Origin of the sequence: Phyllobacterium pellucidum, from assembly GCF_013327855.1 — a bacterium.
Classification (GTDB): domain Bacteria; phylum Pseudomonadota; class Alphaproteobacteria; order Rhizobiales; family Rhizobiaceae; genus Phyllobacterium; species Phyllobacterium pellucidum.
The window spans coordinates 36,638-56,398 of record NZ_JABUMX010000004.1; the positions used below are offsets into that span (position 1 = coordinate 36,638).

Genomic DNA, 19,761 nt, shown 5'->3' on the forward strand with positions numbered 1-19,761 from the left:
AATGAAATCCAAGGACAAGAAAACGTCGAAGGATGACAAGCAGTTCGTCAGTGCGCTGCAGGTGGCCAAGTATGCCGGCGTTTCGCGCTCGGCGGTGTCGCGCGCCTTTACGCCTGGGGCCAGTGTTTCCGCCAAGAAACGCGAAAAAATCATGGAGGCCGCCGAAGCGCTCGGCTACCAGGTCAATGACCTTGCCCGCGGTCTGCTGGCGCGCAAGAGCCGGCTTGTCGGCCTTGTCGTCACTAACCCCGAACTTGGCTATCGCTCCCACCTTGTCGCGGCCCTTACCAAGGCATTGATTCAGCGCGGCAGCGTTCCGATCGTCATCAATACCGGCAATACCGAAGAAGAACTCGTGGCCGCCCAGAAGACGCTATTCGGCTACCGTGCCGAGGCGACGATCATTCTGTCCGGTTCCCCGCCCTCATCCTTTGTTGATCTTGCCCGCCGCAATGGTCAACCGCTCATTGTGCTCGGACGTTCAGAAACGGGGGCCGACGACGTCAACATCGACAATGAGGGCGCGGGACGCGAAGCCGCCCGGTTTTTCCTAGCCGGTGGTGCAAAACGGCTGGGCTTCGCCGGTGCGATGTCGCGCACGCCGACCACCATCGAACGCGAGCACGGATTTCGACACGAAGGAGAACTACGCGGCGCCGAGGTAATGATCGGCAATGGCAGCAACTCCAACTATTCCGGCGGTCAAGAGGCTGCCCAGCAGTTGTTCTCCGGCGTGAAGCGACCGGATGCTGTTTTCTGCGTCAACGATCTCGTTGCTTTCGGGCTCATTGACTACATCACCCATCATACGAACCTCACAATTCCCGGCGATGTGTCGGTGATCGGCTTCGACGACATTCCCGAAGCGCAATGGGACGCCTTCAATCTCACCACCTTCCGGCAGGATGCCGCCGTGATGGCTGCCCATGCGGTAGCGCTTCTCGATCAACGGGAGTCGGAACCGGACCGTCCGCCGGCACACGACCGGCTCACAACCGAACTTGTCATACGCGGCAGCACCCGTAACGCAACCGCCAAATCCAGGTCCGAACCCGAGCGAATCCGATGAAGATATTGCAGGTAACCGACCTCCACCTGGTAACGCCGGGGGAAACCCTGTGCGGCCTCGACCCTCTGGCCCGGCTCGAGGCATGTGTCGCGGATATCAACCGCAATCATTCCGATGCCGAACTGGTGATATTCACCGGCGACCTCAGTGAGACCGGGGAAGAGATCACCTACAGGGCTTTGGCGGGTGCTTTGCGCGAACTGGTACCGACTTACCGGTTGATGCTCGGCAACCATGATAACCGCGACAACTTCCTTCGTGTCTTCGACAAGGCCGCAACGCATGGGGGATTCGTACAAGGTGTCGAAGATACGCGCGAGGGGCGCCTCATCCTGCTCGATACGCTGCTTCCCGGCCGGCCGGAAGGCAGACTTGACGAGGCGCGGCTTGCCTGGCTTCGCGACCGTCTGGACGAAGCGTCAGATCGCCCTGTCTTCCTGTTCTCGCATCATCCGCCGTTTCCGATACACATGCCCTTGCTCGACCGCATGGGCATCATCGAAGCTGAGGCGCTCTATCCGCTGCTGCGCGAGCATGGCAATGTCCGGCACATCTTTGCCGGACACGCGCATCGACCGATCGCAGGAAGCTGGCGCGGCATTCCGGTCAGCGTCCTGCGCGGCACCAACCATCAGTCGGCGCTCGATTTTTCGCCAGACCGCATCGCCAACACGCACGAGCCGCCTGCCTACGCCGTGATCTTCATCGACGCAAACGGCGTGATCGTGCATTTTCACGATTTTCTCGACAGGACCGCCGCCTATTACTGATCATGCCGCTTGCCGCACCAGCGCCTGCGCCATGCAATGGATGCCACCGCCGGTCTTGGAGATTTCACTCATGTCGACCGAGGCGACTTCGAATCCTGTCGCCTTGAGCTTGTCGATGAGCGTCTTGCTCGACGAGGGCGCGATAACCCGGTCGTTGCCGAGCGACATGAAGTTGCAGCCGAGGTTCATTGTATCCCGAAACGGAACGTCGATGATTTCGTGGCCCTTTGCCTTCAGCCAGTCGACGATGCCGGGCTCCGTGCAGGCAAGGCAGACGGCCGTCAATTTCGGCGCGATCGGCACGACCATAAGATCGATGTGGACGTAATATTCGTCGATGAAAGCAAGGCGGGTTTCCCAGCCTTCCTTGCGGAACCATTCTTCGACCTGGCGGGCGCCCTCTTCCTGGGTTCGTGCGCCGCCGCAGCCGATGAGCACGCAGCCCTCCTCGATCACATTGAAATCGCCGCCCTCGAACGTCCCTGCCGTCACCATATCGTAGATTGGGATGCCAAGCCGTTCATAGGTGCGGATCGCCGCATAGTTTTCGCCGCGACGCCACCAGTTGGCCATTGCCGTGATGATCGCGCCGTAAGGAGTCATCACGCTGGAATCGCGCGAATAGACCTGCATTGGCAGTTCGGGTTCCGGCTCGTGCCAATGGATCTTGACGCCGAAATGTTCATAAGCGGAAACCAGTTCCTTGTGCTGCGCCTGCGCCGCCTGGATATTGCACGGCGCTTCACGCAAATGCTTGCGCGACAGCGAGCTTGTCGCCATGTGCCGCAGGAACGCCGGCGAGCCGAGGAGAACGTCGGTTAGCGGATCGGTCTCGTTGCGAAATCCCCAGCCTGAAAGCGGTTTGGTCCCGCCGTTGGAGTTGCGGCGTTTCAAAGTGAAGCTTTCGCTTGCAAGGTCCTGTTCGTGCCGTGTCATGACAATTCTCCTCGTTAGGCGGCGGTTGGTATCCACCATTCGCGCCCGCGCGCCGTTGTTACATATTCCGGCCAACGGAAACGAATCGGCGGTTCATAATCGCAAAGCGGGGCAACCCACTTCGATCCGCCAATGCCTCCGCCCGTTCGCTCAATGAATTCGTCCTTCGCCTGCGTTCTGGCGCTCTCGTCCTCGAGAAGCCGCAAGGCCGTCAGCGCCACGGTTTTCGCAGCGCAATTGACCATCGGATCGATCGTTTCCGGGATGCCGCCTAGCGCATTCATCACCCAACCCGGATAGGCAAAGCCTTTCGGTGCTTTCAGTGCGGGGCGCGCCACGTAGAAGCGGACCGTCGGCGCGTGCCACGTCATGTCCGTGTAATCATCCGACGTCGAATTGAGCTGCGAGGGCGGCAAGTCGCGCCGCAAGATCGCCTCGGCCTCCTGCGGTGCGATCAGCCGCTCGCACTCGTCGATAAACGGCTCGGCGATCGGGTCGATGCCGACATTGGCCTGTATCTCGCGTGCGATAGCCTTTGCGGCATCGCTCCAGCGGGGGGCGCCGACCGCCTGGAGCGCCTCCCACGTGATATTCGCCATCGCATGATTGGCAAGCCCCGGCCGCGACTTGCAAACCCAGTGACGCTCGACACGGCAGCCGGACATGGCCGCCGCATGCTCGGCATTGCGGTCAAGCACAGCGGTGATCTGCTCGGCCATCGCGATCGTCGGAACGCGCATCATGTACTGGATTTCGGCGAGAGCAGCGGGAAGGTTGTCGGCTGTGGCCTGCCCGGCGGTCAGGATCGCTTCGCTGATCGACCAGCCGCCCTGATGCGGCAGCATGGAATCGCGGAGCGCTTTGGAGGAGAAGTACATCAGCATCAGCGCATCATTGGCGCCGGGAGCACGCACCGCCGAGTGCGACTGGGGGATAGGCGCGCCATCGCTGAGCCCCCAACGTTCCGGCTGATCGCAGACAAAGCGGTAGATCATCGAATAGGCGGCGCCGCAATGCGTATCCCAGCGCACCGTATTGCACATCGGCAGCATGTAGAACGGATGGAACGAGATCATGCCGTCGAGGCCGTCATAATAGCCCTTGGCCGCATGGATGGGCTTCGATCCCCGCACCTTTTCGGCGGGCTCGCCGGTAAATCGCAGCGTCCCGGCAATGCCGTGGCGCTCCATTGCAGCCTTGGTTGCAAGAAGTCCGCCAAGTCCGGAAATTCCAAGGCCCGAATGGGGATCGGTATGCCCGCCTGCGTGCTCGCCAAGACCAGGGCGCGGACGCTTTTGCGTGGTGGCGTCCTGGCAATTGCCGGGTACGGCGTCATACTCGGCATACATCCCGATCGTGGGCGACCTGGAGTTAGTCCCGGCCTTGTTGGTCCAGTGGGCGCAGAAAGCGGTGGGCATGCCGCCGGACCCCGCCTCCACATCGAATCCTTCCTGACGCAGCCGGTTCACGTACCAGTCGGCTGACTGATACTCGCGCCATGCCGTTTCGCCGAAATCGAAGATGGTACGGGTCCAGGTGGAAAGGTCGGAGGCGCGCCCGTCAACAAAATCTCGTGCCGTCGTCGCTGATGCCGTAACCATGAACATTCTCCCGCTGGCGGGAGATAATCATCTGGAAGCCGGGACAAAAAGTGATATGTTTTTTCAAAACGTGCAAATTCCATTCACCTCTTTGTCTTCAAGGCCTATTCATGCGCATCCCATCGACCCAGGCGCTGCGTGCATTGGAAAGCTTCGCCCGGCACGGCAGCGTCTGGCGGGCCGCGGAGGAATTGCACCTGACTCGCAGCGCGGTCAGTCATCAATTGCGTCTGCTCGAACGCGATCTCGGCTTTCAACTGCTGCAGCGTGACGGCAAGGGCGTGATGCTGACGCCTCGCGGGCGCAAATATGCCAATGACGTGCGCAAAGCGCTGATCGTGATCGACGATGCTGGCGGCCGGCAAAGCTCGGCGAGCACCGGCGGTTCGCTGTGCGTCAGTTGCACGGCCGGCTTTGCGTCCTTGTGGCTTTGCACCCACATCGCTGAATTTCAGGAAAAATATCCGGACATTGCGCTACGCATCCTCACCCCCCGCAAACTCGATGACGTTACCGATGCAAGCGTCGATTTGTTCATCGCTTTCGGCGACGGCAATTGGCCGAACCGCTCGGTGGAACTGCTCTGCGAGGTCGAATTCACGCCGCTCTGCAGTCCGGTTTTGCTCAATAATCTTGGGGGCCTTGCCGAACCCAAGGACATATTGCGCGCGCCCCTTCTCCACCTCGACGATTTCGAGGATTGGACGCGCTGGCTCGCGCTCGCGAATGTCGATAATCCGGACTCCGAAAGGGGTATCGTGTTCTCGGATATGAACCTTGTCTTTTCTGCCGCGATCACCGCGCAGGGAATCGCCATGGGCGACGAACTGACCTGCCGAAAGGCAATGCGGGCCGGCCAATTGATCCGGCCCTTCGACCTCAGCATCAAGTCGCCGAAATCCTATTTCCTCGTCACCGACTATGCCAAAATCGAGCATCCGGCCCAGACAGTGTTCACGGAATGGCTGAAATCGCGCCTGTCGCAAACCCGCAATACCTGAACCGGAAACATGAACGCGAAATTGAGTGGCGTGAATTTTGTTCACGTGTGAGAGCAATATAATTCAATTGTCGTCGCGCCGGATTGTGCCTAGGCTTGCTTTAAAAATATGGGGAAAGAAAGTCGATCAATGCCGCAAAGCATGCAACTGGGCGACTCGAAGGCCGCCGAGATCAAAGCCGTATCGATCGGCAAGACGTTTGGCGCGTTCCATGCGCTGAAAAACCTTTCGCTTGATATTGGCCGCGGCGAATTCCTCACCCTTCTTGGTCCCTCCGGTTCCGGCAAAACCACTTTCCTGATGATCCTTGCGGGTTTCACCGCGCCCACAACCGGCCGCCTGATGATGGATGGCAAGGACATTACCGACGTGCCTGCCGAGGATCGGTCGTACGGCATGGTTTTTCAGGGCTATGCTCTGTTTCCGCATCTGACCGTCGAACAAAATATCGCTTTCCCGTTGAAGGTAAGGGGACGCTTCTCCGCCGAGATCAAGCGGCGCGTTGGCGAGATGGTCGAGCGCGTCGGCCTCGTTGGTCACGAGCGCAAGCTCCCGGCGAAGCTCTCGGGCGGACAGCAGCAACGTGTAGCCCTCGCCCGGGCACTCGTATTCGAGCCAGCGGTCCTCCTGCTCGACGAACCTTTCTCGGCTCTCGACAAGAACTTGCGCGAAATGATGCAGGAAGAGGTCAAGCGGCTGCACCAGGAGACAGGAACAACTTTCGTCTTCGTCACGCACGACCAGTCGGAGGCGCTTGCCCTTTCCTCCCGGGTCGCGATCTTCAACCATGGTGAACTGCTGCAGGTGGGGCGGCCTCAGGATGTGTATGAACGGCCGGACAACCGCTTCGTCGCGGAGTTCCTTGGCGAGGTCAATCTACTGCCGCTCGATGCCGTCAAGCTCGATGGTGACCGCGCTGCGGGCCAGTTCGAAGATCGCACGATCATTCTCAACAAGACGACCAGGCTCGATGGGACCAGCGCCGTCGCGGCAGTGCGGCCCGAGCACATGGTGATTACGACGCAGCCAGCAACGGTCGACAGCAACGCGATTACCTGCCGAGTCGAGGGCGCAACCTATTTCGGCGCTTCGACCAAATATCATTTGCGGACAAGCAAGGGTACGAGCCTTGCGGTATCGATGCCGACCGCTGCGATAGCGCCGATCGCGCCGCAAACGGATGTTTGGGTCTCGTGGCCGATGAACCAGGGTTTCTTGCTGCCAAGCGGAAGTTAGCGCGGCGACGGGAATGCGACAATAACAATCCAGAGGGAAAAAAGATGAACACTGAGTTTGAAAAAGACTGCCTCGAAATCCTCGCGGCGAAGGTCGAACGCGGCGAGATCAGCCGCAGGCGTTTTACCCAGATGGCCGCAATGTTCCTTGCTGGAGCGCCGGCCCTACTCCGCTCCACCGGCTCCTATGCGCAGGCCAAGGAATTGGTGCTCGTCAACTGGGGCGGCGACGCGATGACGGCCTATGACAAGGCCTACGGCCAGCCATTCACCAAGGAAAGCGGCGTCGCGGTCAAGATGGACGGGTCGGGACCGACCGAAGGCGCTATCACGGCGCAGTTCAAGAGCGGCAAGCCGAGCTGGGATCTTCTCGACATCGATCCATTCTCGGGAATTTCGCTTGGCAAGCAGGGCATGCTGGAAGCCATAGACTACAATATCGTCGACAAGAACAAGATGCGGCCGGGCTTCGGCTGGGACCACGCCGCTTCCACCTACTTCTTCTCTTATATCATTGCCTACGATTCCTCGAAATTCGGCGACCAGGCACCAACTGGCATGGCTGATTTCTTCGATGTGAAGAAGTTCCCGGGCAAGCGTTCACTCTACAAGTGGGGCTCTGCCATGTGGGAAGCCGCACTCATGGCAGATGGCGTCGCCCCGGAAAAACTTTACCCGCTCGACCTGAAGCGCGCGCACGACAAGATTGCCGCATTCAAGGAGAACGTCGTCGCCTATTGGGGCGGCGGTGCCGAGAGCCAGTCCGTGCTGATGAATGGCGAAGCATCGATGGCGCTGATCTGGTCGACGCGCGCCCAGCTTCTCGAGCAGGACTCCGGCGGCAACATCAAGTTCATCTGGGATCAGGGCCTGATCTCTCCCGGTGCTCTCGGCGTCATGAAGAACAATCCCGGCGGCAAGGATAATGCAATGAAGTTCATTGCCAGCGCCCAGGCACCGGAGCGGCAGCTGGTCATGTTCGAAATGCTCGGCCAGGGCCCGGCAAATCCCGCGACGGATGCGCTGATCCCGGCCGACAAAAAGCGCGTCAACTGCGTCGATCCCGCCAATATGGCAAAGCAGGTGCCGCTCGACATGGAATGGTATGCCGAAAATTACGGCAAGGCATTCGACGAATACACCAAAGTCATTTCCGCATGACATCGATGGTGCGGGGGTTCAACGCCCCCGCGCCGGATTTGCGTTTTTATGCCATGAAGGATGTTGAATGATCGGGAAGTCCGCCACCTCCAGAAAGATCCTGTTGCTGGCCCCGCTGCTGCTGTTTCTCGGTCTTGCCTATGCCGTGCCGTTTTTCGGCGTCGTACGCTGGAGCTTTACCCTCCCCGAGCCCGGTATCGGACAGTATCGCGCAGTGTTTACCGATCCGCTCGTCCAGTCGGTGTTCATCCGCACCTTGAGAATCTGCCTCGTCGTCACGGCAGCTTCGCTCATTGCGGCCTATGCGATCGCCTATGTCTGGGTGCGCGGAAACTCACTCCAGCGGATGCTCGCCGAATTCTGCATTCTCGTTCCCTTCTGGATCTCGGTGTTGACGCGCGCATTCGGTTGGCTGGCGATGCTTTCCAATCGCGGTTTGATCAACACATGGCTGCAGTCCGCGGGCATCATCAGCGAACCGTTGGCGCTCGCCCGCAACGAACTCGGCGTCATCATCGGCATGACGCATTTCCTGATACCCTTTGCCGTCTTTCCGATTGCATCGGCCATGCGCAGCATCGACGAGCGCGTGTTGCTTGCGGCGCGCGGCATGGGCGCATCGCGCACGCGCATCTTCTGGACCGTCTTCGTACCGCTCACCTATGGTGGGCTGATCGGGGCGGCGCTCATCGTTTTCGTGTTCGCGCTCGGTTTCTTCGTTACGCCCGCCATCCTTGGCGGCGGACGCAGCGTGATGGTCGCCGAACTCGTTTACCTGCGCATATTCCAGAGCCCGGACTGGGGGCTTGGCGCGGCGATCAGCGTCGTCCTCGTCGTGTTCATCGGGGTCCTTCTTACCCTCATGCGGCGTTTCATCAAACCCGCACACCTGGTGGGATAGCCATGCAATCATCAAGACCAGGACCCGTCATCCTCATTCTCGCAACAGCCATTGCGCTGTTCCTGCTCATGCCGCTGATCGCGGTGGTGCCGGTTTCATTTACGCCGGCGCGCTTCCTTTCGATGCCCTCCGGCACGCTGTCCCTGCGCCACTATCAGGCGCTGATCGACAACCCGCAGTGGGGGCAAAGCATATTGCTGAGCTTGCGCATCGGCATTCTGTCGAGTGCCATCGCGACCAGCCTGGCCACGCTGTTCGGTCTCGGCATCTGGATGTTCCAGCCGAGATTTTCGGCTCTTATGATTGGCTTCGTTCTGCTTCCGCTGGTGGTCCCCCCGGTCGTATCGGCAATGACGCTCTACTTCCTGATGACCGCCCTTTCCTCCGTCAACAACTGGATCGGCTACGATACCTGGCTCGGGGTAGCGCTTGCACATGCCGTGATGATCACGCCTTTCGCCGTCGTTCTTATCCTCGTTGCGCTTTATCAGGTCGACCGGCGCATCGATCTTGCCGCACGGGGTCTGGGGGCAAATCTTGCCACACGAGCTCTAAAAATCATCATCCCGAACATAAAGTTTGGCATTGCCACGGCAGCGCTCCTATCGTTCGTCCTCTCCTGGGAAGAGATCGGCGTCACCCTGTTCATCACCAGCGTCAATGCGATAACCCTGCCCCGCTTGATGTGGATGGGACTGCGCGACAATATCGATCCTGCTATTGCTGCGATCTCCGTCGTCCTTATCATCGTGACGGCCGTTATCCTCGGCATCCGCATTTTCATTGAACGGCGGGGAGCAGCGCAACAGCAATGACCAGAGACGACATCGCCAGGCACCTCCGTTCGATCGTCGGACCGAATGGTGTGAAGGAGGCCGACGCATTGCGCCTTGTCCATCCAGGGTCCGATGCGCGCAACCTCGATGCCGGGCTGATGGTTACACCGGCGACTACGCAACAAGTCGCCGACATTCTCCGTTTCTGCAATGACCACCGCATAGCCGTCGTGCCCCACGGCGGACGCACCGGACTCGCCGGCGGTGCAGTGTCGAGTGAGGGCGAGGTCATTCTCTCGCTTGCCGGGTTGAACCGCATTGAATCTCTCTCCGCTTCCGCAGCGACAGCCATCGTTGAAGCCGGCGTGACATTGCATACACTGCAGGAGGCCGCCGCAAAGGAAGGCCTGTCCACGGGTATTGATATCGCCTCGCGCGGTAGCGCCACGATTGGCGGCATGATTGCAACCAATGCCGGCGGCATGGAGGCCTTCCGCCATGGTGTAATGCGCCAGCGTATTCTGGGACTTGAAGTCGTGCTGGCTGATGGCTCGATCATGCGTGACATGAGCGAGGTCAGCAAATGCAACGAGGGCTACGATCTGAAGCAGCTATTCATCGGCGCCGAGGGGACGCTCGGCGTTGTTACGCGAGCGGTGGTGAAGCTGACGGCCGCCGACGCCTTTACAGCCACCGCACTGGTCGCCTGTCCGTCCGCCACCGATGCCGTTACTCTGTTCCAGGCGCTGCAGCGTGATCGCGGTATCCATTTGCTTCGCGCAGAATTCATGGCGCACGACTACTTCCATCTGGCGTCGCAGAGCCTCGGCCCCGCATCGCTTGCCGCCTTTACGCAAGCGCCGGCCTACCTCATTCTCGAAACGGATGATCCGGACCAGCCTACGGCCCGATCGAGGCTGGAGGAGGCACTCGGCCTTGCGATTGAACGCGGGCAGGTGGTCGATGCGATCATTGCTCAAAGCGAGAAAGAGCGGAACGCAATCTGGAATATTCGCGAAGACAGCAGCGTGATCGACCGTAACTGCCCCTATTGTCATTGGTTCGATATTTCCGTGCCGCTCGGTGCGCTCGAAACATGGCTGCAACAGTTCAATGGCGGGATAGCCGCTCTCGGCAGCGAGTTTCGCGGGTTCGCCTTTGGTCATCTTGGCGACGGCAATCTCCATATCGGCGTTGCCGGCGAAACCGCCTGGCCCGACAAGGAGCGCGCCAAGGCGATCATCTATGCCAATCTCCGCAAGATGGGGGGATCCTTCTCGGCCGAACATGGTATCGGCCTCGAAAAGCGACCTGAACTGATATCCGAAGGCGATCCGGTCAAGCTGAACCTGATGCGCATGGTCAAGCAGGCGCTTGATCCGCACGGCATCATGAACCCCGGCAAGGTGATAGGCTGACCGGTAATCACTCCTGACATTTTCAGTCGAATCTCCTATTGGCCTCGACGGGTTTAGGTATAAAATAGCTCCATGGATGATATCCAGCCACTGTTCGGTGTGCTGCGCCAGTCGGTCCAACCGGACATCGTCGACAAGATCGAGCGGCTTGTACGTGAAGCTCCCGACCGGAAGCTTTGTCGCGTCAATGCGCTCGCCTTTGCCGCCACTGAAGGACTCGATGAAGAGGAAACAATCAACGCCTTTCTGCATGCCGCCCACCTTGGCATCTTCGAGATGTCATGGAACGTTTTGTGTCCGGGCTGCGGCGGGGTGCTTGATGCGAATACCTCGCTGAAGACGGTCCAGAGCGAAGAATATACCTGCGCACTCTGTGCCGCAGGCTACGAGCCGACGCTGGACGAAATGGTTGAGGTGACATTCACAGTCAGCCCGCGCGTGCGCCATATCGAGGCACACGATCCACATCGGCTGCCCACGCTCGAATACTTCCGTCAGATCTATTGGGGCTCCGGTATAGAACTGCCCGAGGACGATTTCGAAGCCAAAGTGGACGGTTTCATGCTCGAAGAGCTTGAACTGCCGCCGGGCGAAAAGGCAGTAATCTCCCTGCAATTGCCGGCGGACTTCGTCATCGTCTTCGAGCCGGTAACACACGCCGCCCAGTTTCTCGACGTCAAGGGTGAGCCGACGAAGGAGCGTCAGAGCCTCTCGCTCATCTTCGATCGCACGCATCGCCACCACGAAACGCTTACCCTCCGCCCTGGCCCGTTGCGCATTGCACTGGAAAATCACACCGACGTTCGCGTCCTTCCATCCGTTTGCATAGCCAACGAGGCGCTCCATAATTTGCTCGGCCGTCGCCGGCCATTCCTTACCGCAAAGCGGCTGCTCACCAACCAGACATTCCGCGATATTTACCGCACCGACACGATCGACGTGGATCAGAGGCTTAAGATTACCAGCCTCACCTTCCTCTTCACTGATCTGCGCGGCTCGACCGAACTCTACGATAGGGTCGGCGACCTTGCAGCGTTTGACCTCGTGCGAATGCATTTCGGCATTCTCAATGACATTGTGAGTTCCGAGGCGGGCGCTGTCGTCAAAACCATCGGGGACGCGGTGATGGCGACCTTCCCGACCCCCGACCGGGCCGTCCTTGCGGCCATGCGGATGCGCGAAGCGATGCTGAAGCTGAACGGCGAGCGCGGCAGCGAGGATCTCCTGTTGAAGATCGGCATCCACGAAGGACCGTGCATCGCCGTGAACCTCAACGAGCGGCAGGACTATTTCGGCCAGACGGTGAACATCGCCTCGCGCGTCCAGCACCTTGCGACGTCGCGGGAGATATTCGCCACCGGCTCCGTCCTTGACGATCCGCGCGCCTCCGACCTGCTAGTCCGGCACGGCCTGAAGCCGATGTCGCAGAGCGTGACGCTGCGCGGGATCACCGATGAGATCAGCGTTTATACGATTCCGTGAGCGGCGATCCGCGCGGCGTCTGCACAACTTCGTGAAAAATGTGGTCCCGATAATGATCGTGATTGGACTTCAAAGCGTGACAGAGTCAGGCTGGCTTGTGGGCTAAGACCGGGATTTTGGGCGGACCAACTATCGTTGATATAGGAGGCCAGAATGAAACATCTCGCTCTTGAACAATTGCAGGTCCTTGAAGAAACTGATCCCGACTACCCGCGCCAGATTCTGTCGCGCAATGAGCGTATCGAGCGCTGGGCTGAACTCCTGGAGCGCAACCCCGCACGGCGGCTTACGACACTATATCAGACCGAGTTCCAGTCGGCCGGGACCCGTGATGCGATGCGCGCTGATGGTTCTGCTCTGACGGTGGCGTTCGAGGATTCCTATCTGCGGGGATCAGGCCTCTCCGACGATAGCTATGGCGAAGCCAAGCGCTTCTTCGAACTCAACGACCATCAACTCCACAGAATGGTCTGCTATTGCCATTTCGGCGCCAATGTAAGCGCTGGGACGACCGCCCGATACGTGCGCAGGTTCCTGCCCTCGCAAGGCAAGGGCATGATGGGCTGGCTCCGGCAACTGTTTGCAGTTTAGTTTATAGGGCAAGCGCGCAAACGCCATGTTGCGTCCTCGGGCGAAAGCGTTGACGCGCTTCGTTAATCGAGCTTGCCGCCGCAGCGAGAGAGAGCGCAGGATCAACATCCTGCGCTCCACTCCTAGAGTTCAAGTTCGCGGCGCAGCGCCTCCAGCCGTTCCATGGCTATCACACCGTCATGGATCGTCGGCGCCGGCGTTGATGCCCCGCCGAGCCCCGGCACGACGTCAGCAAGCAGAGAGTAGTAGCCTTTGGGGTCCTCATTGGCTGCTGCCGTGAAATTCGGCTTCCAGGTCAGGGTGTCGACATCGTCCGCAAGCGTGGCGTTGGGATCGTCCACCTTGAAGGGTGGATTACGGTTCCACCGTACTTCTATGACATCGTCCACTTCGAGCCGCTGGTGATCGCTCATCAGTTCGATGCGCTCCACCGGCGTTCCGCGCGACTGGATCGTACCCATGGCAATATTGCCGATCGCGCCGCAGTCGAATTCGAAGCCGACGTGGAAGAGGACCCGGCCCGGCGTCTTTTCGACTTTCCGGGCGGATAGCGTGCGCACGGGCGAGACAAAGAACGACACAAGGTCCATGTAGTGCACGCAGTGATGCAGGAAGAATCCGGTATAGTCGACATTACCGGTAAAATAGCCGGGCGCCGTCATGTAATAGCCGGTGAGGCCGAGCACCGGGCCAAACCGACCCGACTTGATGATGTTGTGGGCGATCTTGTTGCCGACGGAATAGCGCTTCATGAAGCCGACGAACAATGGTTTGCCCGATCGCTCCGACGCCGCGCGCAGTTCCCGCGCGCCTTCAGCCGTACCCGAAGGCGGCTTTTCCATGAAGACGGAAAGTCCACGCTCAAGTGCGAGCTTGCCAAAACGCAAATGCTGATCTGGTCCTACCGCCATGCCGATAGCGTCGATGCCCGGCGTGCGGATGAGTTCCTCGGCATCGTTGGTCAATCGCGAAACGCCAAACTGTCGTCCGGCATCGGCAAGCCGCTTGCCGTCGATATCGCACAGCGCAACGATTTCAACGTCGTGGCGCACGAGTTGGGGTAGAAGCATCTGGGTTGCGTGAATGCCGCAACCTATCCAGCCGATTTTCAAGGTCATCGCCGATATTCCGTCAAGGTGAGATGGGATTTGATAAAGGCAGCGCTGGCCGCGAGCCGTTCGCTTTCATCCTCGTGCGGCGCGCGCCATTGCGCGAACGGCACCCCGAAACGGTCGTCATTGCGCCGGAACGGTTCGAGCGATACCGGACCCTTGTAGCCGATCTCATGCAATGCGCGACCGACAGCGACCCAATCGGTCGAACCGGTCCCCGGAAAGCCGCGGTGGTTTTCGTTCGCCTGGAAATGAACGAGACGGTCACCGCCAAGCCGGATCGCCTCGGCAATCGATGCCTCTTCCATATGCATGTGGAACGTATCGAGCATCAGCTTGATCGCCGGATGATCAACCGCATCGAGAAGCTCGTTCGCCTGTTGTGTCGTACACAAAACGTCGCTCTCAAAGCGGTTGAGCGGTTCCACGGCGAGAACGACGCCGGCCTTGGCGGCGTGATCGCCGGCTTCCTTGAGGCCGACGACGCAGCGCTCCTTGCGCTTCAAACGCTCGTCCTCGGAGACGGGCGCAGGCGGCCTACCGGCGAAGACAAGGGGATTGCCGGTCAACGGTCCGCCGACGATCGTCGCACCGAGCGCGTTTGCGCAATCGGCCGTATAGCGCAGATAATCGATTCCGGCACGATGGGCGTCCTTGTCGTCCGACGAAAGGTTGCGCTGGAGATTGACCCGTGCGGCAAGGACGACGCCAAGACCGGCATCTTCAAGCGCACGCCGTGCGGCGGCAAGATCGATCTCGCCTGGTTCCGGCACCAGAAGTTCGACGAAATCATAGCCGAGTTCGCGCATCCGCGTGAAGAGGTGGAAGTGCTCGGCGGTAAACGGCCTCGCATACTGCATGGAGATCAATCCGATGGGATTCATCGCTGTTCCTTTTTTGATTGGCATGTTCATCCCTTCACTGCGCCTTGGGTCAGGCCGCCGATAAGCCGGCGTTGGACGAGAAGGAAAAGAATGGTTGCAGGCAATGCGCCGACGACCCCGCCGGCCGCAAGTAGTCCCCACTCAATCTGGTATTCGCCGATGAGCGTCTGGATTGCCACCGTGACCGGGCGGACATTTCGGCCGCCGAGGGTCAAGGCGTAAAGATATTCGTTCCAGGCGGTGATGAAGATATAGATGCCGGTCGAGATAATCCCGGGCATGGCGAGCGGCAGCACGACCCGCCGCAAGGCCTGAAGTCGTGAGCAGCCGTCTATCATCGCCGCCTCATCGAGGCTGCGCGGTATTGCGGCGATGTAGCTCGTAAGCATCCACACGGCAAAGGGGATCGCCACGGTGGAATTGGCCAGGATCAAGCCGATATGGGTATCGAGGATGCCGATCTTCCGGAACAGTACGAACAGCGGCAGGATCAGGAGGACGATCGGGAACATGTTGACGAGCAGGAACTGCAGCATGATGATCTTGCGCCCCGGGAACCGGAAGCGCGACAGGGCATAGGCTGCCGTAACCGATACGACGAGGCCAAGTATCACCGTTCCGCCTGCGATGATCAGGCTGTGCAGCATATTGCCTAGGAACGAGGTCTGTTCGAGCAGGCGTATATAATTGTCGAGACTCCAGCCGGCGGGTGACAGTGAAACGCCGGACGCCGATAGCTGCGCGGTCGGGGTCAGCGACGTCAGGATCATCCATGCAAAGGGCCCGATGGCAAGGAGGATGATCAGGACGACCGGAATATCGGTTGTGAGGATCCGCTTGAGAGTGGATGGCTTGTTCATCGTTCCACCTCCCGCATCGTGCGGACGATATAGACGGCGACGATCGCGCCGAGCAGGATGGTGAAGGTCACCGCAATGGCAGTGCCATAGCCGAAATCGAGATTCTGACGCGCCTTGATGAAGGCATAGAGCGGCAGCGTATGCGTCGCATAGCCCGGCCCTCCCCCAGTCATCACGAATATGACATCCATGGAATTCGCGACCCAGATGATGCGCAGCAACCCGGCGGTCGCAAGGACGGGAGCGATACCCGGCAGCGTGATGTGGATGAACTGACGCCAGCTGCTCGCCCCATCGATGGAAGCGGCCTCATACTGGCTTTGCGGAATGCCCTGCAGGCCGGCGAGGATCATGACCGCGAAGAACGGGAAGCCTTGCCAGGTGAGCGTGGCTATCACGGCGTAGAGCGCGAGCTGCGGATCGGCAAGCCAGGGCACCGTCGAGTGAATGATCGACAGGTAAAGGAGTATGTCATTGAGAACCCCGGTCGTCGGATCGTAAATCCATCGCCACATCAGGGCGATCACGACGCTTGGCAGTGCCCAGGGGATGATGACCAGGGCGCGCGCGAGCCCGCGCCATGGAAAATCACGGTTGAGCAAGAGTGCCGCGATGAGGCCAAGGCCCATTTGCAGCGGCACCGTCAGGCCGATCCATATCGCTGTGTGACCAAGAGACGTCCAGAACACGGGATCACGCAGCAGCTTCACATAGTTGCCGAATCCGACGAAACGGGTGGCATTCGGCTTCCACAAGACGAGGTCATAGAAGCTGGTGACGAGCGCCTGCACCATTGGAAAGAACACGATGACGAGTGTCACCAGCACGGCTGGCGCCAGCAGGGCATAGGGCATAAGCCTGCTGCGCAGCGGACGGAGCTGTGCGGCCTCTGCTGGTGCAGATGATACAAGCGTTGACATGACTTTACTTTCCTGCGTTCGTCGATCGGCCTCTTGAGAACCTTTGCGCGCTATTGCGCGAAAAGGGTCTCAAGCTGCTCCATCATCTGCTGCGAGGTGATCTGCCCCGTCAGCGCCTGCTGCATCGAGGTTTGCCAGGCGGTATTTACAAATTCAGCAGTGGCAGTGCTTTGCGGCAGGACATGCGCGAACGGGAGCGACTGCACAGTGGCATCGACGAAGCGGCGTTCATGCAGCGTCCAATGTTCCGCACCGCTCTTCGTTACGGTCATCTGGCCGGTCGCCTTGTTGAAGGCCACGTTGTTCTCGCCTTCCGCAAGGAACGAGATCCACTTCCACGCGGCATCCTTGACTTGCGATCCGGAGAAGATGGCCAGGGATTCGTCGCCATAGGACGTCCACTGATTGCCGCCGCACTTCGGCACGGGGACAGCCGAGACCTTGTCACCCAGCGCCTTGACGAGATCGTTGGACGAGCCGATGTGGTGAATGGTCATTGCAGTCTTGCCGGCCTTGAAAGCCGCGACAATTTCCTGGAACCCGTCATTCGGCGCGGATGGCGGAATGACCTTGTCCTTCTGGAAGAGATCGATGAGCCACTGGTTGGCCGCCACAGCTTCCGGTTTGGTCAAGCCGCCCGGCTTCAGTTCAGCACCCTGCGAGAACACGAACGTCCCCCACTGGTCCCAGCCACCCTTGCCGCCGCGCAGGCCAAAACCATAGGTGTCGGGGGACTTTGTGAGCTTCTGTGCAGCCGTGCGGAATTCCTCGCATGTCGTCGGCGGGTTCAGGCCGGCTTCCTTGAAGAGGTCGGCGCGGTAGTAGAGGTAAAGCACCACATACTGGATGGGCAAGTAGTACTGCTGTCCATCGGGGCCCTTGTTGAGTTCAAGCAGATTGTCGAGAAGGTCAGCCTTTCCCGGCCAGGCGTTGATGCGTTCGCCAAGCGGTTCGAGCGCACCCATTTCAGCAAGCCGCGGCTGGGCGAAGAGCTTGACCATGCCGGCATCGGGAGCATTACCCCCGACGAGCGATGTATAGAGATTGTCGTAATAGCTGTTCCAGGGAACGTTTTCGGCCTCGATCTTGATATCGGGGTTTTTGGCCTCAAACTTCTGCACGAGATCCGACATCGGATTTTCCGGATTGTCGAAGTGATACCAGAAGCGCACGGTCTCGGCGGCGTTTGCGCTCCCCAGGGCGAGACCTGCGACGAATGCGCAGCTGACGCTGAGTTTCTTGAAAATGCTCATTGTGTCCTCCACTGTTGTTCTTCGAAATTAACGACTGTTCCGGATCATCCGACGGGCGGCCTCACCGGCAGCCACGAGCGCCTCCCGTGCCGCGGCCAATTCGTTGGTGTTCTGCAAAAATCCATGCGTGACGCCCGGCACGATCGAAACGGGGCTATCCCGACCAGCTGACTTCAGCCTGTCGGCGAGAAGCAGGGTGTCGGAGAGCAGCGGATCGATGCCGGCAGCCAAAAGATAAAGCGGCGGCAGGGCCTTCAGCGTGCGGTCGCTGGCGTGAAGCGGCGATGCCATCGGACCGCGGCGCAAATCCTCATCATGGCAGTACCAGTTCCAATAGCGCTGCATCTTGCCGCGCGTCAGTCCCGGGCCATCCGCGAATTGCTGATAGGAAGGCGTGGTGAAATCCGCGGCGTAGGTTCCGTAGAAGAGTAGCGCGCCCGCCGGGACCGCATGACCTGCTTCAAGTTCGTGAATCATGGCGGCAAGCGCGAGATTGGCGCCAGCAGAATCTCCCGAAACGAGCAGCGGCCCTTCTTCGACGCCGACTGCTGCCGTTGCCGGAAATGCGGCGCGCAGGCAAGCGACAACATCATGCAATCCATTCGGATAGGGATGCTCAGGGGCAAGGCGATAGTCGGGTACGAGCACAGGCAACCCTGTTTCAATAGCAAGGACCCGCGCGCATCGCTCATGGGTTTGCGGACTGCAGAACGCGAAACCCCCGCCATGGACGAAGAGCACTGCGCCGGGGCTCGCACCTTCCGGTATAAAGACCTTCATCCTGCAATCTGCCGAGCCAAGGTCGGAATTGGCTACGACCATGACTTCCGCTGCTTTGGCGACCGGCGGAAGGTTCACGTTATTACGTTCGTTGATGCGCTCGGATTGCGCCCGCCCCTCCGCAGGTGCAAGCAAGCTCGGATCAGGGAGTGGCCCAAGGTCCGCCTCGACGCGTGACATGATCATGCGCATCTCCGCCGAAAGTTCACTCGGAAATTCGTTTGAGGTGCTCATTGCTCGGCATCCGGGAACAGTGTGGGACCGAAATCGACGATGGTCGCGATGTGATGGTGCAGTGTCTGCGTTGCCGCCGCCATGTCCCCCTCGCCGATCGCTTCGATGATCACGCGGTGACGCAGGGCAGTCGCCATGAGGTCGCGCGTTCCTATGCTTCGCGAAATCTTGAAGCGGTGATTGTGGACGAGGCAGCGGTGCAGGATCGGATCGAGCGCAGGCAGGTCGGCGTCGCGGAAAATGCGGCGATGGAAGTCCCGGTCTATTGCAGCGAGCTGCAATTCGTCGTCGGCCGTCGCCGCGTCAATCATATCTTCGGCCATGTCCTGCAGGTCGGGTATGAGGCTGCGGCTCTTGTGCCGCATCACCCGGGCCATGCCGTTGCACTCGATTTGCTGGCGGACGCGAAACATCTCCACGGCTTCATCCACGGTGCAGGCGGAGACCTGCGTGCCACGATGACCCTGACGCCGTACAAGTCCCTCCTCCTGCAATTGCAGGAGCGCTTCCCGTACGGTTCCCTGGCTGCACTGGAACCGGGCCGCCAGATCGAGTTCCGTCAAGGGTTCGCCTGCCCTGAGCTCCCCAAGCATGATGTCCCGTTTCAGCGAGGCAAACGCAACCGATGCCTTTGCGGCTAAAGGGCTCTGCGGCGTGCGAGCCGGACGGCGGGACAGGGAGTCGGACACTGCAAGCCCTTTCTTGTTGTTGCAGACGACGCGAAATATCATTATTGATATTGATATCGATAATAAACGTCAATAGAGATAATGGGAC

19 protein-coding genes are annotated in these 19,761 nt (G+C 59.7%); 10 read left to right on the forward strand and 9 right to left on the reverse strand.

The annotated features are described in order from the left end of the window. The first annotated feature begins 1 nt into the window (after position 1). Both HQ945_RS16725 and HQ945_RS16730 read left to right on the forward strand, forming a co-directional pair. Entirely contained in the window at positions 2 to 1,069 is a 1,068-nt protein-coding gene (locus tag HQ945_RS16725) for a LacI family DNA-binding transcriptional regulator (RefSeq protein WP_174208303.1), read from the forward strand. Beyond that, the gene (locus HQ945_RS16730) at positions 1,066 to 1,839 is read left to right on the forward strand and encodes a phosphodiesterase (RefSeq protein ID WP_113281260.1); all 774 of its coding nucleotides are present in this window, start codon (positions 1,066 to 1,068) and stop codon (positions 1,837 to 1,839) included. The genes HQ945_RS16725 and HQ945_RS16730 overlap by 4 nt, the downstream gene beginning before the upstream one ends. Here HQ945_RS16730 and HQ945_RS16735 read toward each other — a convergent pair whose 3' ends face one another. After that, positions 1,840 to 2,775 carry a dimethylarginine dimethylaminohydrolase family protein gene (locus tag HQ945_RS16735; protein ID WP_113281261.1) on the reverse strand — a complete coding sequence of 312 codons (936 nt, stop codon included), beginning with the start codon at positions 2,773 to 2,775 and terminating at the stop codon, positions 1,840 to 1,842. A 14-nt stretch (positions 2,776 to 2,789) separates the two neighbouring features. Further along, on the reverse strand, positions 2,790 to 4,376 hold the full coding sequence (locus tag HQ945_RS16740) for a zinc-binding metallopeptidase family protein (RefSeq protein ID WP_091923179.1): 1,587 nt from the start codon (positions 4,374 to 4,376) through the stop codon (positions 2,790 to 2,792). 110 nt (positions 4,377 to 4,486) lie between these two features. On the opposite strand from HQ945_RS16740, the gene HQ945_RS16745 reads away from it, so the two are divergent. The 8 genes from HQ945_RS16745 (at position 4,487) to HQ945_RS16780 (ending at position 12,941) form a co-directional block, all read left to right on the forward strand. Then, on the forward strand, positions 4,487 to 5,377 hold the full coding sequence (locus HQ945_RS16745; RefSeq protein ID WP_113281262.1) for a LysR substrate-binding domain-containing protein: 891 nt from the start codon (positions 4,487 to 4,489) through the stop codon (positions 5,375 to 5,377). Between the two features lie 129 nt (positions 5,378 to 5,506). Continuing rightward, complete coding sequence (locus tag HQ945_RS16750; protein ID WP_113281263.1) at positions 5,507 to 6,613, forward strand: ABC transporter ATP-binding protein; 1,107 nt, start codon at positions 5,507 to 5,509, stop codon at positions 6,611 to 6,613. Between the two features lie 44 nt (positions 6,614 to 6,657). Further along, positions 6,658 to 7,773 (forward strand): ABC transporter substrate-binding protein, encoded by a 1,116-nt coding sequence (locus tag HQ945_RS16755; RefSeq protein ID WP_027232081.1) that lies wholly within the window; start codon positions 6,658 to 6,660, stop codon positions 7,771 to 7,773. A 67-nt stretch (positions 7,774 to 7,840) separates the two neighbouring features. Further along, positions 7,841 to 8,674: an ABC transporter permease gene (locus tag HQ945_RS16760; RefSeq protein ID WP_174208304.1), complete on the forward strand. Its 834-nt coding sequence runs from the start codon at positions 7,841 to 7,843 to the stop codon at positions 8,672 to 8,674. A gap of 2 nt (positions 8,675 to 8,676) precedes the next feature. Then, positions 8,677 to 9,489: an ABC transporter permease gene (locus tag HQ945_RS16765; RefSeq protein WP_091950903.1), complete on the forward strand. Its 813-nt coding sequence runs from the start codon at positions 8,677 to 8,679 to the stop codon at positions 9,487 to 9,489. Next, entirely contained in the window at positions 9,486 to 10,868 is a 1,383-nt protein-coding gene (locus HQ945_RS16770) for an FAD-binding oxidoreductase (RefSeq protein WP_113281265.1), read from the forward strand. Before HQ945_RS16765 ends, HQ945_RS16770 begins: the two co-directional genes overlap by 4 nt. 72 nt (positions 10,869 to 10,940) lie before the next feature. Continuing rightward, positions 10,941 to 12,350, forward strand: coding sequence for an adenylate/guanylate cyclase domain-containing protein (locus tag HQ945_RS16775; protein ID WP_027232085.1), 1,410 nt, complete (start codon positions 10,941 to 10,943; stop codon positions 12,348 to 12,350). Between the two features lie 153 nt (positions 12,351 to 12,503). Continuing rightward, entirely contained in the window at positions 12,504 to 12,941 is a 438-nt protein-coding gene (locus tag HQ945_RS16780) for a hypothetical protein (protein WP_027232086.1), read from the forward strand. A 122-nt stretch (positions 12,942 to 13,063) separates the two neighbouring features. On the opposite strand, the gene HQ945_RS16785 is transcribed toward HQ945_RS16780, so the two are convergent. The 7 genes from HQ945_RS16785 to HQ945_RS16815 are packed head-to-tail and all read right to left on the reverse strand — an operon-like array spanning position 13,064 to position 19,673. Beyond that, entirely contained in the window at positions 13,064 to 14,059 is a 996-nt protein-coding gene (locus tag HQ945_RS16785; RefSeq protein WP_027232087.1) for a Gfo/Idh/MocA family protein, read from the reverse strand. Further along, positions 14,056 to 14,937 (reverse strand): TIM barrel protein, encoded by an 882-nt coding sequence (locus tag HQ945_RS16790; protein ID WP_113281413.1) that lies wholly within the window; start codon positions 14,935 to 14,937, stop codon positions 14,056 to 14,058. Before HQ945_RS16790 ends, HQ945_RS16785 begins: the two co-directional genes overlap by 4 nt. Before the next feature lie 26 nt (positions 14,938 to 14,963). Further along, positions 14,964 to 15,797, reverse strand: coding sequence for a carbohydrate ABC transporter permease (locus tag HQ945_RS16795; protein ID WP_027232089.1), 834 nt, complete (start codon positions 15,795 to 15,797; stop codon positions 14,964 to 14,966). Next, positions 15,794 to 16,717, reverse strand: a complete 924-nt coding sequence (locus HQ945_RS16800; protein ID WP_091923190.1) for a carbohydrate ABC transporter permease — start codon at positions 16,715 to 16,717, stop codon at positions 15,794 to 15,796. The genes HQ945_RS16795 and HQ945_RS16800 overlap by 4 nt, the downstream gene beginning before the upstream one ends. 50 nt (positions 16,718 to 16,767) lie before the next feature. Next, positions 16,768 to 17,970: an ABC transporter substrate-binding protein gene (locus HQ945_RS16805; RefSeq protein ID WP_174208305.1), complete on the reverse strand. Its 1,203-nt coding sequence runs from the start codon at positions 17,968 to 17,970 to the stop codon at positions 16,768 to 16,770. Between the two features lie 27 nt (positions 17,971 to 17,997). Continuing rightward, positions 17,998 to 18,984 carry an alpha/beta hydrolase gene (locus tag HQ945_RS16810; RefSeq protein WP_174208306.1) on the reverse strand — a complete coding sequence of 329 codons (987 nt, stop codon included), beginning with the start codon at positions 18,982 to 18,984 and terminating at the stop codon, positions 17,998 to 18,000. Further along, complete coding sequence (locus tag HQ945_RS16815) at positions 18,981 to 19,673, reverse strand: GntR family transcriptional regulator (RefSeq protein ID WP_343051250.1); 693 nt, start codon at positions 19,671 to 19,673, stop codon at positions 18,981 to 18,983. The genes HQ945_RS16810 and HQ945_RS16815 overlap by 4 nt, the downstream gene beginning before the upstream one ends. Positions 19,674 to 19,761 lie beyond the last annotated feature (88 nt).